This is a genomic window from Rhodoblastus sphagnicola (assembly GCF_002937075.1).
Taxonomy (GTDB): domain Bacteria; phylum Pseudomonadota; class Alphaproteobacteria; order Rhizobiales; family Beijerinckiaceae; genus Rhodoblastus; species Rhodoblastus sphagnicola.
Genome location: NZ_NHSJ01000018.1, coordinates 71,738 through 87,157 on the forward strand (window position 1 = coordinate 71,738; position 15,420 = coordinate 87,157).

Genomic DNA, 15,420 nt, shown 5'->3' on the forward strand with positions numbered 1-15,420 from the left:
GTTTCAGCGTTCCCGCAACGCCTCGTGCGTGCGCTGGGCGATGGGCGAGAGCAGGTAATCCAGCACGCGGCGGCGTCCGGTCTTGATTTCCGCCGTGATCGCCATGCCCGGCTCCAGACGGGTTGAGACCCCGTCCACGTCGAGCGTCGCATCGTCCACGGTGATGCGCGCGACATAGACCAGGCCCTGCGAGCGGCGCAATTCGTTAGGGCCGTGATCGAGCGTCGCGCCGCGCGCCTGCTGTTCCTCGGGATCGGGCGTGGCGTCGCGCGCGATCGAGGCCACCTTGCCATGCAGGAAGCCGTAGCGGGTGAAGGGAAAGGCCTCGACCTTGATTTCGGCTTCCTGGCCGACGCGGACGAAGCCGGCGTCCTTGTTCTCGACCACGGCCTCGATCACCAGGGCGCCATCGGTGGGCGCCACGCGCAGCAATTGCTGCCCGGCCTGCACCACGCCGCCCTCGGTATGCACGGCGAGATCCTGCGCCACGCCATCGATCGGCGCCGTCACCGAGGTCAGGCCGGTGCGCCGTTCCGCCTTGGCGAGTTCGCTCTGCGCCTCGGCCCGGTCGCGCAGGGCCTTCTGCAATTCGGAGCGCCAGTCGCGCTCGGTTTCGGCCGAGATTCTGGCGCGGTCGGCGATGGCCGCCTGGAGCGCCGCCTCCGTCGCCACCGCCTTTTCCGCCGTCACCTTGCGGTCGTTCTCAAGTTCGGATTGCTGCTGCGCCGCGTTGAGATAGTCGAGCTTGGAGCCGATGCCCTTCTCGAAAGTGTATTTGCGAATCCTGACGCGCTCCGCCGTCATCGGCAAGGAGGCGTCAACCTTGGCGAGCTGGGCGTCGAGACCGGCGCGTTCCGAGCGCTTGGCGGCGATGTCGCGGTCGGCGCCCGCCAGCCGCGCCTGACGGTTGGCGCGGTCGGCGGCGAAGCGGCCGCGCGCTTCGCGCAGCGAGTCCTCGGGCGCCTCGATGCCGGCGAAAGCCTCCTTGAGCGGCCGTCCCTCCGCTTCCGCGAGCAGCGCGGTCAGCCGGGCCACATCGAGCCGCGCGCGCATGAACTGATCGGCGAACCGATCGCGGTCCGCCCCGGCCAGGGTCTGGTCGAGCAGGATGAGCGGCTGTCCGGCCGTCACGCGATCGCCATCCTCGACCAGGATCTTGCGCACCACGCCGGTCTCGAACGCCTGGATCTGCTTGGTGCGGCCGGCGGGCGCGGCCTTGCCCGACGCGGCGGCGATCATGTCCACATGGCCGAACCAGGACCAGGCCAGGGCGGTGACCAGGAAAAGGCAGATGGCCCAGCCGGTGTAGCGCGCCGTCGGCGAGGGCGGCGTCTCGACGATTTCGAGCGCGGCCGGCAGAAAGGCCCGTTCGACAGGCGCCGACGCGCGATGCAGAGGCGAGATTCGGCCCCCTGTCATTTCACGATTCCCGCCAGAACCGGACCGCCAGAGACCGGGGCGCCAGAAACCTGACCACTTGGCGCCAGCTTGCGCGGACCCTCGTTCTGAATGCGCCAGAGCTGGGCGTAGCGCCCGCCGCGCGCCACCAGTTGCGCGTGGGTTCCCTCCTCCACGACGCGGCCCTCCTCCATCACCACGATGCGATGCGCGGCGCGCACGGTGGACAGGCGATGGGCGACGATCAGGACGGTGCGGCCGTGGCAGATGTCCGCCATGTTCGCCTGGATCGCCGCTTCGCTCTCGTAATCGAGCGCCGAGGTCGCCTCGTCGAAGATCAGGATGCGCGGCTGGTTGGCGAGCGCCCGGGCGATGGCGATGCGCTGGCGCTGGCCGCCGGACAGCGTCGCGCCGCGTTCGCCCACCACGGTGTCATAGCCTTCCGGCAGGCCGAGGATGAATTCATGCGCCCCGGCCTGACGCGCGGCGGCGATGATCTCATCCATGGTCATGGCCTGATTGGCGATGGCGATGTTTTCACGCACCGAACGGTTGAACAGCACATTGTCTTGCAGCACGACGCCGAGTTGGCGCCGCAGCCAGGCGGGATCGGCCTGGGCGAGATCGACGCCATCGACCAGAACCTGCCCGGCCTCGGCCACGAACAGGCGCTGGACCAGCTTGACCAGGCTGCTCTTGCCGGAGCCGGAGGCGCCGACAATGCCGATCACCTCGCCCGCGGCGATGTCGAGGCTGATGTCGCTGAGCACGGCGGGCGTGTTGAGGCGATAGCGGAAGGTGACATGGCGGATCTGGATGGCGCCGCGAATGGGCGGGAGATTGGCCTGCCCGTTCGAGGACGGTTCGGCCGCCGTGTTGAGAATGTCGCCGAGCCGTTCGACGGAGACGCGGGCCTGCTGGAAATCCTGCCAGAGTTGCGACAGCCGCAGCACCGGCTGCGTCACCTGCCCCGCCAGCATGTTGAACGCCACCAGTTCGCCGACCGTGAGTTCGCCGGCGATGACCTGGCGCGCGCCCAGGAACAGGATCGCGACGGTGACGATCTTGTTGACCGCCTGCACGGCTTGCTGCGCCCAGGTCCCGAGGCTCACCACCTTGAACGAGGCGGTGACATAGGCCGCGAGTTGCTCCTCCCAGCGCTGTTGCAGCACCGGCTCCAGCGCCATGCTCTTGACGGTCTCGACCCCGGACACGCATTCCACCAGCAGCGCCTGATTCTCGGCGCCGCGGGCGAATTTCTCCTCGATGCGGCGGCGGAACAGCGGGGTCGCCAGCACGGAGATCAGTACGTAGATCGGAACGGCGCCGACCACGACCAGCGTCAGCGACGGCGAATAGGCGACGAGCACGCCGATGAAGACGAAGGCGAAAAACAGGTCCAGCACCAGCGTCAAGGCCGATGAGGTCAGGAATTGCCGGATGGTTTCGAGTTCGCGCACCCGCGCCACCGTGTCGCCGACGCGGCGCGCGCCGAAATAGGCCATGGGCAGGGCCAGCAGATGGCGAAACAGGCGCGAGCCGAGTTCGACATCGATTCGGTTGGCGGTATGGGCGAACAGCCAGGTCCGCAGCCCGCCCAGCGTGACTTCGAACACGGACAGCAGCGCGAGCCCCGCAGCCAGCACCTCCAGCGTGGACAGGCCGCGATGCACCAGCACCTTGTCGACCACCACCTGGAAGAACAAGGGCGTCAACAGGCCGAAAATCTGGAGGAAGAACGAGGCCGCCAGCACTTCCAGCAGCGGCTTGCGATATTTGGTGATGGCGGCGATGAACCAGGACAGGCCGAAGCGCGTCGCCAGATTGCGCAGGCCGGCGCGCCGGGTCACGAGAAGGACGCGGCCATCCCAGATATCTTCAAACTCGGCGCGCGAAAGCAGCGACGGCTTGATCTCCAACTGCTTGAGGACGATCACCTGCTCGTCGGCGATACGGCCCACCACGATCCAGCCGCCTTCGCGGGCGGCCACCATCGCCGGCAGCGGCGCCTTGATCAGGCGCTCGAAAGGAAGCCGGACGAGCTTCCCCTTCACCTCGAAGGCGCGCAAGGCCCGCAGCAAATCCTCGGTGGTGAGGTGGCCCGACTTGCCGGATTGATGACGGATGCGCTCGGCGTCGGCGGGAAGGCCCATCATGCGCAGCACGATGCTGAGCGCGAAGGCGCCGCTGTCGGGCGCGCCGCGTTCGGTCGATCCGGTTTCGGACGGCTCTGGCTCGGGCGGCGGGGTCGCATCGTCTTCGCCGGTCACGCGCGCGCGCCACGCCATCAGGGCGCGCAAGACGTGGGTGGCCCAGGCCTTGAAAAAGACGCCAGCCCGGAAGAGACCGGGCTGGCGTTCAGGAATGTCCGAGTCCGTGGTCAGTGGCTGGCCGCAAGCGTGGGGTTGGTCTGGGCCGTGTAGGTCAGCAGCGAACCACCGTGGCCGTCGGCGGCCAGCCCGAACTGACCAGCGGAATACTGGCCGAGCAGGACGAGGCTCAAGCTCTCGTCACCCTGCTTGAGCGTCAAGGTGGCGAAGCTGTTGGAGGCGTCCTCCTTGAACGCCAGCGTGGTGCTGGCCTTGTCGAGCGCGAAGAAGTCGATCTGGTTGGTCTTGCCGAGCGGGGCCGAAGGATCGTTCGCGGACAGGAGTTGCGAGGACACCTGCTTGCCGGTGGAGTCGTAATTGTCCACGCGCGCGGCGACGCCGTTCTTGGTCGAGACCAGAGTCTCCAGCGTCCCGGTCCCGCTGTAGAACGCCGTCTGTTGATCGGCGATCTGGCTGTTGGTGATCGGCTTGATGGTTTCGTAGCCGGCGCCCACTCCGGCGTTCTGGATGAAGGTCGAGGTCGGCGACGAGACCGCGCTGGGGTAGAGCTGCACCTCCCAGCCGCCGTCGGAGAAATTGGTCTTGTCGGCGAGCAGTTTGCCGGAAGCGTCGAGGAACTTGATGTCGTAATTGAAGCCCTTGGAGTCGTAGAACGTGTCCCTGGACGAATAGGACAGACCCCAGAAAGTTCCGCCGGTCGCGCTCCACAGGTCGTGGCCGCCATTGGCGTAGGTGTCGATGCTGGTGATCTTGCCGGTGGGCGAGAAGGTCTCCTTCAACAGGAGATTGTTGTCGGCGCCGTACCAGCTTTCCGCGAAAAATACGCCTTTGCTGTCAAAGGCGCGGTCAAAGGCGGCATAGGTCACGCCATTGATGGTTCCGCTGGTGAAATGTTCGCCGTCGTAGGAGCCGTCGGCGTTCTGGGTGAAGATCAGCGTCGGCTTGTTGTTGGAATCGTAGGTCGTGACGACAAAGCTGCCATCGGTCTTGAGGACGTCCGAAGCGACTTCATGGCCCGACGTGTCGAAATAATCATTCTCGTAGTTGAAGTTCGTCGCCGTGTCTTTCCAGGTGACGCTGGCGTAGCCGATGCCCCAGAAGGTTCCGGGCAGCCAGTGCTGCTCAGAATGCGAGCCGTTGGCGTTCTCCACATAGACAAGCGTGGGCCGGCCCAGCGAGTCATAGAGATCCACGGTATAGGCGCCGCCGGCCGCAAAAGTCTTCGTCCCGACGACAGCGCCGTTGGCGTCGTAATAGGTATCGCCGAGAACCTTGCCGCTGGAGCTCACCGCACGGTCATAGCTGGCGTAGGACACGCCCCAGAAGGTTCCCGCCGTATTGTGCCGGCCGTCATAGGAGCCGTCGGCGTTCTGGGTGAACACCAGCGACCACACGCCCGAGGCATAGGTCGTCACGGTAAAGCCGCCAGACGGATTGTTGACCTGCTTCGCCACGACGGCGCCGTTCAGCAAATAGCTGGTGACGTCGTTGAAGCCTGCGGGGGTGAAATGGGTGTCTACCTCGTCGTAGGCCGTGCCCCAGAACGTTCCGCTCTTCACCGTAATGGTGTCGGTGGAGGTTTTGCCGTCGAGTAGCTTCGCAACCATGGCGATCCTCAAGAATGAATTGAGTTTTGGTCCAACCGCGATTCCCGGCTGCGCGAGCGCAGGGTCGATGAACCCTAACGTTGGTATCGCGCTGCGTCAACCCAATCCAGACAAAGTTGATGCGATCCCGCAAGATTTCCAAGGAGATGGACAGAACATATTGAACCCGAAGACCCCTTAAAGCTTATTTCTATTGAAATCAGCAATATAAATAAACAATCGCCCGCAAACGCATCATCGGGCGTCGCCATGCAATAGGACCGCGATGCGCTTCAAGGCAAATTAATTTCCAAAAACTTTTGGGTCTGTCGCAGGGTTCGCCTTTCGTTGCCTGCCCCTGCCGACCCATTCGCCTGGGCCAAAAAAAACGCGCGGTCGCCTGCCGGTCTCTCCGGCCGGGACAAGATCATGGCTGCGCCGTTCCTCGTCAATCCGCCGAAACGCGCCGGGCGGCCCTTTCAATTGACGGATCGACCGTTTGCCACGATAGGTGAGGCTCGGACTGCTTCCCCCGCCACATCGATTCCTCCTCTTTCAAGGCGTTGGCGCGTTCCCGAACGTCCGCCCGAACAGGCGTCGCGCGGGGACGGGAGGGTGCGCGGGGCGGCGAACACAAGGATTTCGGATTGATGAACCCGATCGCCATCGGCGTCGATTTCGGGACGACCAACAGCGTCGTCGCCATAGCGGACGCCTCCGGCGCCGTCGTCGCGCGGCGCTTCGACACGCCCGCCGGGCCGGTGGACGCCTATCGCTCCGCTCTGCTGTTCTTTCGCGAGGGCCGCCCGCCCCACGCCAAGGTGCGGCATGTTTCGGGACCGGCGGCGCTGGATCGCGCGCTGGACATCGACGGCGAGCATCGCTTCCTGCAATCGCTGAAAACCTATGTCTCCAGTCCGGCGTTCCAGGACACGCGGCTGTTCGGCAAGAAATTCCTGATCGAGGATCTCATCGGCGTCTTCCTCGCCGACATCCTGCCGGCCGAGCTGTCGCGCCTGCCCATCGTCTCCGGGCGACCGGTGGTGTTCGCCGGCGAGCGCGCCAACGAGACGCTCGCGCTGGAGCGCATGACGGCCGCCTATCGCAACGCCGGCGTCGAGACGGTGGATTTCGCCTATGAACCGTTCGGCGCCGCTTATACTTATGGCCGCACGCTGACCCGCCCGGAAACGGTTCTCGTCGCGGATTTCGGCGGCGGCACCAGCGATTTCTCGGTGATGCGCTTCAATCCCGCCGGCGGCCGGCTGGAGGCCAACGCCCTGTCCCATGCCGGCGTCGGCGTCGCCGGCGACACGTTCGACTTCCGCCTCATCGACAATCTGGTTTCGCCGCGACTCGGGCGGAACTCGGTCTATCGGTCCTTCGAGAAACAGTTGCCCATGCCGGCGCGCTATTATGCCGCCTTCGCGCAATGGCACAAACTGTCCCTGCTCAAGAGCGCCGACACCATGGCGCAATTGCGCCGCCTCGCCAAGGACGCCGAGAAGCCGGAAGAGATTGAGCATCTCATCGAGATCGTCGATCACGATCTCGGTTACGAACTCTATGTCGCGGTTTCCAAACTGAAGGCGCAACTCTCGGCCAGCGACCACGCGCCGTTCCGGTTCGCCGCCGGTGGACTGTGCATCGAAACGGAGGTCGCGCGCGCGGATTTCGAGCGCTGGATCGCCGAGGACGTGGCGAGCATGGAGGCGACGGTCGATCTGGCGCTGGAACGCGCGGGCGCCGTTCCCGACGACATTGACGCGGTTTTCCTGACGGGCGGCACGTCCTTCGTTCCCGCCGTGCGAAATCTGTTCGCAAGCCGGTTCGGCGCGGACAAACTCAGGTTTGGCGACGCTTTCGCGTCGGTCGCCTGCGGCCTCGCCCTGGTCGCCGCCGACCGCGCGCGCCAGTCGGACTGAAACGGCGCGGCGGCTTCGGCCGGCGCCATGTCAAGCGCCCGCGTTCGTGGCAAACTGCGGAGTCGGGCGGAAAGCCCGACAAGGGGTGAACCCATGACCTTCGAGCCACGCGCCCTCCTCAAACGCATGTTCGACGCGGCGATTGAAGCCGCGCAGCCCGCGCGCTGCGTCCCCCCTCACCTGCCCGCGCCGCCGAAGGGACGGCTCATCGTGCTCGGCGCCGGCAAGGCCTCGGCGGCGATGGCGCGCGCGGTCGAAGCCAACTGGCCGGGCGAATTGTCGGGCCTGGTGGTGACGCGCCATGGCTATGGCGTGCCCTGCGCGCGGATTGACATCGTCGAGGCCGCGCATCCCGCGCCGGATCGGGCCGGTCTCGACGCCGCGCGCCGCATCGCCGAAATCGCCGCCGCCGCCGGCCCCGACGACACCGTGCTGTGCCTGATCTCCGGCGGCGGCTCCGCGCTGATGGCTCTGCCCGCGCCGGGCCTGACGCTGGAAGACAAGCAGGCGGTCAGCCGCGCGCTGCTGGCGTGCGGCGCCAGCATTTCCGAGATCAATTGCGTGCGCCGCCATCTGTCCGGCGTCAAGGGCGGCCGGCTCGCCGCGCTGGCGCATCCGGCCAAGGTGGTGTCGCTGCTGATTTCCGACGTTCCCGGCGATGTTTTGTCCGACATCGCCTCGGGACCGACCGTTCCCGACGCCACCACCTGCGCCGACGCGCTGGATATTTTGAACCGCTACGGCGTCGAGATGTCGCCGGCTGTGCGCGACCTGCTCGAAAGCGGGCGCGGCGAATCGGTCAAGCCGGACGATCCCCGCCTGCAAAACATCGAAACCCACCTGATCGCGACGCCGCAAATGGCGCTGGAGGCCGCCGCCGAGGTTGGCCGCGCCGCCGGCCTGCCCGTTCACATTCTCGGGGATTCCCTTGAAGGCGAGGCGCGCGAGGTCGGCGCCGTCATGGCGGGCGTCGCGCGCCAGATCGCGCTGCGCGGACAGCCTTTTGAGCCGCCCTGCCTGCTGCTGTCCGGCGGCGAGACCACCGTCGCCGTGCGCGGCGGGGGACGCGGCGGACGCAATGTCGAATTCCTGTTGGCGCTCGGCATCGCGCTGAACGGCCTCGATCATGTCTGGGCGCTCGCCGGCGACACCGATGGCGTCGACGGGGTGGAGGAAATCGCCGGCGCGATCCTCACGCCCGACACGATTTCCCGCGCCTGGAAGGCGGGCGTTCGCCCCAGGGACGCGCTGGACGACAATGACGGCCACGGCTTTTTCTCCGCGCTCGGCGATTCCGTCGTCACCGGACCGACGCTGACCAATGTCAACGATTTCCGCGCGATTCTCATTGGCGCCCCGGCCGAGACCGCGCCGCGACCAAAACACTGAGCGACGCCAGCCCAAGGACTCGCCGCCGCGCCGATCATCAAGATGGGTTCGCGCAATGCGCCGACCCGGTTCGATCCGGGGTCCGTGACTTCAAGAATACAGAAGAGGCGCGCGCGGTCGTGTTCCCTTCTCCCCTTGCGGGAGAAGGTGGCGCGAAGCGCCGGATGAGGGGGGCGCCTGCCGGAGAAAAACGCCTTTGTCCTTGCGGTTGAACCCCTCATCCGACCCCTTCGGGGCATATGCGCTCGGTTAAGCGCTGGCAGGCTGCGGCAAAAGCCGTGGACCGCCCTCGTGCTTCGAGACGGCTCCTTCGGAGCCTCCTCAGCATGAGGGCTACTGGATTGATTCCATTGAGCCCCTCATGCTGAGGAGGCGAGCGAAGCTCGCCGTCTCGAAGCACGAGGGGATCAACCCACGAAATTCTCGGCAGGCGCCAAGCTTAACCTAGCGCCTATGCCCCTTCGGGACTCCCTTCTCCCGCAAGGGGAGAAGGGAGTCCCAGCTCGGCTGCCGCTCTACTCGTTCACCCGATTGCCCTGGCCGGTGACGTGAAACTGCTTGACGCAGCGCCGAAAAACTTCGAATCGATCAGGATCGATTTGACTGAGAACGCGGACAAACCCGCAGACCGCCTTCGTGCTTCGAGAGGCGACCTCCGCTCGCGTCTCAGCATGAGGGCTAGTTTCTTGTTCCCGCCACAGCCAAAACTGTTCGGATGGGCCGCGCTCGTCGGCCTTGCCGCCGCGCTGACCGCGCTGCTGCGCCATTTCGGCATCCCCGCCGCCTTCATGATCGGGCCGATGATCGCCGCGATTGTCGTGGCGACGCGCGGGGAAACGCTTGAGATCGCCGAGCCGCTCTCGGCTGTCGCGGAGGCCGTGGTCGGCTGCCTGATCGTCGGCTTCATGCCCGCCGATTTCCTGCACGCCTTGCTGGAGCGCTGGCCCCTGTTCGGCGTCGGCGTGGCCTTCGTGCTCGCGGCGAGCAGCCTGCTGGGTTTTGTCCTGATGCGGCTGCGCCTGTTGCCCAGCTCCACCGTCGTGTGGGGCCTCAGCCCCGGCGGCGCGACGGTGATGACCGTGCTGGCCGACCATCACGGCGCCGACGCGCAACTCGTCGCCTTCATGCAATATACGCGGGTGCTGATCATCACCCTCTCCTCGGCCGCCTTTGCGCATTTTCGCGCAATCGGGACGCAAGCGGCGGAGACCGCCGCGCCGGCCGCGCCGGATGTCTGGGCGTGCCTGCCCGCCCTCGCCATCGTCCTGTTCGCCGTGGGTTTCGCGCGGATGCGTTGGTTTTCCGGCGGTCCCATCGTGCTGGCGCTGGTCGCGGCGGTTTTCGCCAAGCAGGGTTTTGGCGCGACCATCGACCTGCCGCCCTGGCTGTTCGCCTGCGCCTATGCCTTGATCGGCGCGCGCATCGGCCTGCGTTTTACCCGCGCCCTGCTGCTTTATGCGCTGCGGCGCCTGCCGGCGATCATGGTCGCGACGCTTGCGCTGATCGGGCTTTGCGCCGGGCTGGGACAGGCGCTGGTCGTCTTCTGCGGGCTGGACCCGTTGACGGCCTATCTCGCGACCAGCCCCGGCGGCGCGGATTCGATCTCGATCATCGCCGCAACCAGCCCGGTCGACCGGTCGTTCGTCGTCACCATGCAGACGCTGCGCCTGTTCGCGGTGCTGCTGGCGGGGCCGGCGATGGCGCGTTTCGTCGCCACGCGATCCGGCCCGCCCGCGCCGCCCTGAAGCCTGTTCGGCGAATTGGGGAAAAACGCGAGACACCACCGGGATCATCTCATATGGTGAGATGAACCCACGAGGATGGCCACGAGAATGGCGATGACAGCAGCGGAGGCCGCCGCAAGGCGCGACGACAAGGCCAGCGCGCATGGCACGGCGCTGATCACCAAGGCCTGCGACATTCTCGATCTGGTCGGCGGCTCCGCCGGGCCGGTCGGCGTCCAGGACCTCGTGGAGGCCACCGGCCTGGCGAAATCCACCCTCTATCGCATCGTCTCGGCGCTGACCGCGCGCGGGCTGCTGCGCTCCGACGTCGACGGTCACGGTCTGGCGCTCGGCTACCATTTCCTCGATCTCGCGCAAAACGTCTGGGCCTATCCCGATCTCGTCACCACCGCGTCGATGGAGCTGCGCCACCTGCGCGACATGACCGGGGAAACCGCCTATCTCGCCGTGCTTTCGGGCCACGGCGTGGTGTCGATGGCGAAATACGTCGGCGCGCACGCCAACAGTTCGATGACGCCGCTCGGCGTGTCGAAACCGCTGCATTGCACCAGCCAGGGCAAGGCGATCCTCGCCTTCCTGCCGCAGCGCAAAGCGGATCGCCTGATCGAGGGCCTGCGCTTCGAGGCGTGTACGCCGCACACCATCACCCATCCCGACCTGCTGCGGCGTCAGCTCGACATCATCCGCCAGCGCGGCTTTTCCGTCGACGACCAGGAAATCGTCCTCAACGCGCGCTGCGTCGGCGCGCCGGTTTACGACGCCGAGGGGCGCTGCGTCGCCGCGATCAGCGTCGCCGGGCCGTCCTATCGCATGACGCTGGAGCGCATCGAACAACTTGGCCCCGAACTGATCGACGCCGCGCGCCGCATCGGCGCCGCGCTGGTCCGCCGCCTGCCCGCGATCGAGCCGAAACGCGCCAATGGCTGGAGCGGCAGCGGCGAAGCCTCCTTCCACGGCGGCAATCCGTTCTGGTCGGCGCGGGACAAATGCCTGTACTGGGCCGACCGCCTCGCGCCCGTCGTTTACGCCCTGGCCGAGGGCGGCCAGCCGCGCCTGCGCGCGACCCTGCCGACGCCGATCCAGGCGCTCGGCCCGGCCCCGGAGGGCGGGGTGATCGTCGCGTGTCAGGAGGGCTGGTTTCGCCTCAGCTCCGCTTGCGAAGGGCCGGTTCCCGTCCGCGCGGATTGCCCGCCCCCCAGCGTGATGCGCGCCGCGCCCGACGGGACGCTCTGGGTCGCGGTCAACGCAGGCGACAAGGCGGAGATCGGCGTGCTGTCGCCGTCGCTGGGTTTCGCCAAAGTCTGGACCGTGACCGGCGACATCGACGACCTCGTCATCGCTCCCGATTCGAACAAGATTTTCGCCGCCGACGGCCAGCGCGGACTCATTCACGAATTTTGCGCCGGGCGCGCCACGCCGCATATTCTCGCGCGGATCGCGCGCGGATCGGGCGAGCCGCGCGGCATCGCGCTCGACGCCGACGGGCGGCCGTGGGTGGCGCTGTGGGACGGCTGGAGCCTCGCCCAGCTCGACGAGGTCGGCGAAATCAGCGGCGTGCTGGCCCTGCCCGTCCCGCGCCCGACCGGCCTCACCTTTGGCGGCGCCGACGGCAAAACCCTGTTCGTGACCACCGCGCGGCTCGGCCTGTCGCGCGACATTCTCGAAAACGCGCCCCTGTCCGGGCGCCTGCTCGTCCTCGGCGGGGCGAGGGACAAGAAAGCGCCCGAGGCGCAAGAGGCTTGACGATCGCCCTGTTCAGCGCGCTCGCCTCGGGGGCGGGTTTTTGCCCGCGAATTGAGGGACCATGCACATCTTCTATTCCGAGCGCCACATCCGCCGGGACGCGAAAACCGAACTCTCCAACGGGCGGCTGGTCGCGCCTTACGAATGTCCGGCGCGCGCCACCCTGATTCTGGATCGCCTGCGCCAAGCCAGGCTCGGCGAGATTTTCGCGCCACGCGAGTTCGGGCTGGCGCCGGCGCTGCGCGTCCATGACGCCGATTATGTCGCCTTTCTCGAATCGGCCTGGCGCGAATGGACCGCCGCCGGCCATGAAGGCGAAGCCATCCCGATGGTGTGGCCGACAAACCGCGACCGCGCGCGCCGACCGGAGGCGATCGGCGGCAAGCTCGGCTATTACGCGCTCGCCGCCGACACCTCCTTCACCGAGGGAAGCTGGGAGGCCGCGCAAGCCGCCGCGCAGGTCGCCCTGAGCGGGGCCGACGCGCTTGCCCAAGGCGGGCGCGCGGCCTTTGCTCTGTGCCGGCCGCCGGGCCATCACGCCGCCCGCGATCTGTTCGGCGGCTATTGCTTCCTCAACAACGCCGCCATCGCCGCGCGTTTCCTGCGCGACCACGGCGCGGCGCGTTGCGCGGTGCTGGATGTGGATTTCCATCACGGCAATGGCACGCAGGACATTTTTTACCACAGCGGCGACGTCCTGTTCGCCTCGCTCCACGGCGATCCCCGCCAGGCCTTTCCTTACTTTTCGGGCTATGCCGATGAAACCGGCGCGGGCGCCGGCGAAGGGGCCAACGCCAATTATCCCTTGCCGCGCGGCGCGGGCTGGACGGATTACGAGGCCGCGCTGTCCGACGCGCTGAAAAGAATCGCGGATTTCGGCGCGGACGCCCTGGTCGTGTCGCTCGGCGTTGACGCCTTCGCGGGCGACCCGATCAGCTTCTTCACGCTGGGTTCGGCGGATTTCACCCGCATGGGCGAGCGGATCGGCGCCTTGCGGCTGCCCACCCTGTTCGTGCTGGAAGGCGGCTATGCCGTCGCCGAAATCGGGATCAACGTCGTCAATGCGCTGACCGGCTTTCAGCAGGCCTGAGCGCGCGCCTCCGGCGCGGCGGCGGCGCGCTTGCGGGCGCCCGCCTGAATCGCCGTCAGGGCGATGGTGTAAACGATGTCATCGACCAGCGCGCCGCGCGACAGATCGTTGACCGGCTTACGCAAGCCCTGAAGCATCGGGCCGACGGTGACGACATTCGCCGCGCGCTGCACCGCCTTGTAGGTGGTGTTGCCGGTGTTGAGATCGGGGAAGATGAACACATTGGCGTGGCCATGCAGCGGGCTGGACGGGGCCTTTTGCAGGCCGACGCTTTCGACCGAGGCCGCGTCGTACTGGATCGGGCCGTCGATCACCAGATCGGGCCGGCGCGCGCGCACGAGTCCGGTGGCGCGGCGCACCTTTTCGACATTCTCGCCGGCGCCGGATACGCCGGTCGAATAGGAGATCATGGCGATGCGCGGATCGATGCCGAAAGCCGTCGCCGAATCCGCCGACTGGATGGCGATCTCGGCCAGTTCCTCGGCGTTGGGCGCCGGATTGATGGCGCAATCGCCGTAGACGAACACCTGATCCGGCATCAGCATGAAGAAAATGCTGGAAATCAGGCTCGATCCCGGCGCGGTCTTGATCAGTTGCATGGCCGGGCGCACCGTATTGGCGGTGGTGTGGACGGCGCCGGACACGAGGCCATCGACAACGTCGCGCGCCAGCATCATCGTGCCGAGCACGACCGTGTCCTCGAGCGCCTTTTCCGCCTGGAGCGGCGTCAGGCCCTTGCTCTTGCGCAGTTCGACCATCGGCGCGACGTAATCGCGCAGCACCGCGTCGGGATCGACGATTTCCAGCGCGGGCGGCAGGTCCAATCCATGAGCCGCGGCGACGGAGCGGATCTTGGCGGGCGAACCCAGCAGGACGCAGCGGGCGATTTTCCTTTCCGCGCAGATCACGGCGGCTTTCAGCGTGCGCGGCTCGTCGCCCTCCGGCAGGACGATGCGCGCGTCGATTTCGCGCGCCGCCTCGACCAGCCTATGCCGGAACACCGGCGGCGGCATCAAGAGATCGACCGGCGCCGCGATGCGCGCTTGCAGCGGCTGGGTATCGATCGCCTCGGCGACGGCGGCGATCACCCGCTCCATCCTCTGGGGGTCGTCGGCGGCGATGTGGCTCGACAGATGCGACAGGCGCGACGCGATGGTGAACGTGTCCTCTTCCGTGCCGAGGATCGGCAGCCGGTCCAGCGGCGGGCCGGCCATCACGTCCAACACCTCCGGCGCCGGCCTGCCGCCGCAGGTCAGGACGAAGCCGGCCAGCGGCATGCCGCGCTGGGCGAGCAGCGCCGCCGCGAGTATGGCGTCGGCGCGATCGGCCGGCGTCACCACCAGCGTTCCCGGCCGAAGATAGGACAGCAGTTTTTCCGGCGCGCGCGCCGCGATCAGATGCGTCTTGACCCGCAGGGTTTCGATATCGCCGCGCTGGACGATCTCAAGGCCAAGGCCCGTCGCGATGTCGATGACGCGCGGCATGGAGATTTCCGTCAGATCGGGTACGGCCGCGAGAATGGGAACGGCGCCGCACCCGCTCGACCGCATGAAGCCGCCAGCCGCCTGAAGCGCCGCCGCGCCCGTATGGCAATGATTGATCAGCACGCCGGCGATGGAGCGCCGGCCGTCGTCGCCATATTGCTCGATCGCCGCCTCGGTCTTCTTCGCGAGGTCCTCAAGCGTGCTGGACCCGCCCGCGAGCACCGGAACGAGATCGGCGCCGAGCGACCGGATGATCTCGATGTTCAGCCGAATCGCAATCTGAATGTCCGCGTCGGGGATCAGCCCCTCGACAATCGTCAGGGCGCAATCGCGGCCGAGGTCGTCGATCCCCGCGACGATTTCCTCCATCAAGCTGGCCAGGCGGCCGGATCGCACCATATAGGCGGCATGATCGAAGGAAATGGGGTCGGGCGTGGCGACGCCGCACAGCGCGCGCGCGAAGTGACACGCAAGGTCCGATTCGCCCGCCGCCTCGGGCTGCGCGATCGGCTTGACGAAGCCGACCCGGACGCCCGAAAGCTGCAACGCCCGCACGAGTCCAAGCGCCATGGACGTCAGGCCCGCCTCGCGCGAGACGGGAACGAGATAGAGATAACGGGACTTCGACGGCGCGTTCATGGCGGACTTCCTGAAGATCGAACGATCCTTGCGCAGGATTTGATGGGAGGCGCAATCGGAATCGCTCCACCCGGATCGCCTGGAGACCCGC

The 15,420-nt window shown here is 67.1% G+C and carries 10 protein-coding genes; 6 read left to right on the forward strand and 4 right to left on the reverse strand.

Going from position 1 to position 15,420, the window contains the following annotated elements; translation table 11 throughout:
• Nucleotides 1-3 precede the first annotated feature (3 nt).
• From CCR94_RS01555 to CCR94_RS01565, 3 genes are all read right to left on the reverse strand, one after another.
• Complete coding sequence (locus CCR94_RS01555; RefSeq protein ID WP_104506126.1) at nt 4-1,419, reverse strand: HlyD family type I secretion periplasmic adaptor subunit; 1,416 nt, start codon at nt 1,417-1,419, stop codon at nt 4-6.
• Nucleotides 1,416-3,668, reverse strand: a complete 2,253-nt coding sequence (locus tag CCR94_RS01560) for a type I secretion system permease/ATPase (RefSeq protein WP_275112798.1) — start codon at nt 3,666-3,668, stop codon at nt 1,416-1,418. Before CCR94_RS01560 ends, CCR94_RS01555 begins: the two co-directional genes overlap by 4 nt.
• 110 nt (nt 3,669-3,778) lie before the next feature.
• Nucleotides 3,779-5,335, reverse strand: coding sequence for a hypothetical protein (locus CCR94_RS01565; RefSeq protein WP_104506128.1), 1,557 nt, complete (start codon nt 5,333-5,335; stop codon nt 3,779-3,781).
• Between CCR94_RS01565 and CCR94_RS24335 the strand changes: the two genes are divergently transcribed.
• The 6 genes from CCR94_RS24335 (at nt 5,334) to CCR94_RS01590 (ending at nt 13,206) form a co-directional block, all read left to right on the forward strand.
• The gene (locus CCR94_RS24335) at nt 5,334-5,516 is read left to right on the forward strand and encodes a hypothetical protein (RefSeq protein ID WP_146089801.1); all 183 of its coding nucleotides are present in this window, start codon (nt 5,334-5,336) and stop codon (nt 5,514-5,516) included. The genes CCR94_RS01565 and CCR94_RS24335 overlap by 2 nt on opposite strands.
• A gap of 448 nt (nt 5,517-5,964) precedes the next feature.
• Entirely contained in the window at nt 5,965-7,239 is a 1,275-nt protein-coding gene (locus CCR94_RS01570) for an Hsp70 family protein (protein ID WP_104506129.1), read from the forward strand.
• Nucleotides 7,240-7,332: 93 nt separating this feature from the next.
• Nucleotides 7,333-8,628: a glycerate kinase type-2 family protein gene (locus CCR94_RS01575; RefSeq protein WP_104506130.1), complete on the forward strand. Its 1,296-nt coding sequence runs from the start codon at nt 7,333-7,335 to the stop codon at nt 8,626-8,628.
• Nucleotides 8,629-9,299: 671 nt separating this feature from the next.
• A complete protein-coding gene (locus tag CCR94_RS01580) occupies nt 9,300-10,373 on the forward strand; it encodes an AbrB family transcriptional regulator (RefSeq protein WP_104506131.1) in 1,074 nt (357 codons plus the stop codon).
• Between the two features lie 87 nt (nt 10,374-10,460).
• Entirely contained in the window at nt 10,461-12,116 is a 1,656-nt protein-coding gene (locus CCR94_RS01585; RefSeq protein WP_158254569.1) for an IclR family transcriptional regulator domain-containing protein, read from the forward strand.
• A 61-nt stretch (nt 12,117-12,177) separates the two neighbouring features.
• Nucleotides 12,178-13,206 (forward strand): histone deacetylase family protein, encoded by a 1,029-nt coding sequence (locus CCR94_RS01590; protein WP_104506133.1) that lies wholly within the window; start codon nt 12,178-12,180, stop codon nt 13,204-13,206.
• Here the strand turns inward: CCR94_RS01590 and pta are convergent.
• A complete protein-coding gene (gene pta / locus CCR94_RS01595; protein ID WP_104506134.1) occupies nt 13,194-15,329 on the reverse strand; it encodes a phosphate acetyltransferase in 2,136 nt (711 codons plus the stop codon). The two genes, CCR94_RS01590 and pta, sit on opposite strands and share 13 nt — an antisense overlap.
• Between the last annotated feature and the right edge of the window lie 91 nt (nt 15,330-15,420).

Excerpts from the sequence above, each read along its gene's own strand:
- CCR94_RS01590 (WP_104506133.1), top strand. The coding sequence starts at position 12,178 with ATGCACATCTTCTATTCCGAGCGCCACATCCGCCGGGACGCGAAAACC.
- CCR94_RS01585 (WP_158254569.1), top strand. The coding sequence starts at position 10,461 with ATGGCGATGACAGCAGCGGAGGCCGCCGCAAGGCGCGACGACAAGGCC.
- CCR94_RS01555 (WP_104506126.1), bottom strand. The coding sequence starts at position 1,419 with ATGACAGGGGGCCGAATCTCGCCTCTGCATCGCGCGTCGGCGCCTGTC.
- CCR94_RS24335 (WP_146089801.1), top strand. The coding sequence starts at position 5,334 with ATGGCGATCCTCAAGAATGAATTGAGTTTTGGTCCAACCGCGATTCCC.
- CCR94_RS01565 (WP_104506128.1), bottom strand. The coding sequence starts at position 5,335 with ATGGTTGCGAAGCTACTCGACGGCAAAACCTCCACCGACACCATTACG.
- CCR94_RS01570 (WP_104506129.1), top strand. The coding sequence starts at position 5,965 with ATGAACCCGATCGCCATCGGCGTCGATTTCGGGACGACCAACAGCGTC.
- CCR94_RS01575 (WP_104506130.1), top strand. The coding sequence starts at position 7,333 with ATGACCTTCGAGCCACGCGCCCTCCTCAAACGCATGTTCGACGCGGCG.
- CCR94_RS01580 (WP_104506131.1), top strand. The coding sequence starts at position 9,300 with ATGAGGGCTAGTTTCTTGTTCCCGCCACAGCCAAAACTGTTCGGATGG.
- pta (WP_104506134.1), bottom strand. The coding sequence starts at position 15,329 with ATGAACGCGCCGTCGAAGTCCCGTTATCTCTATCTCGTTCCCGTCTCG.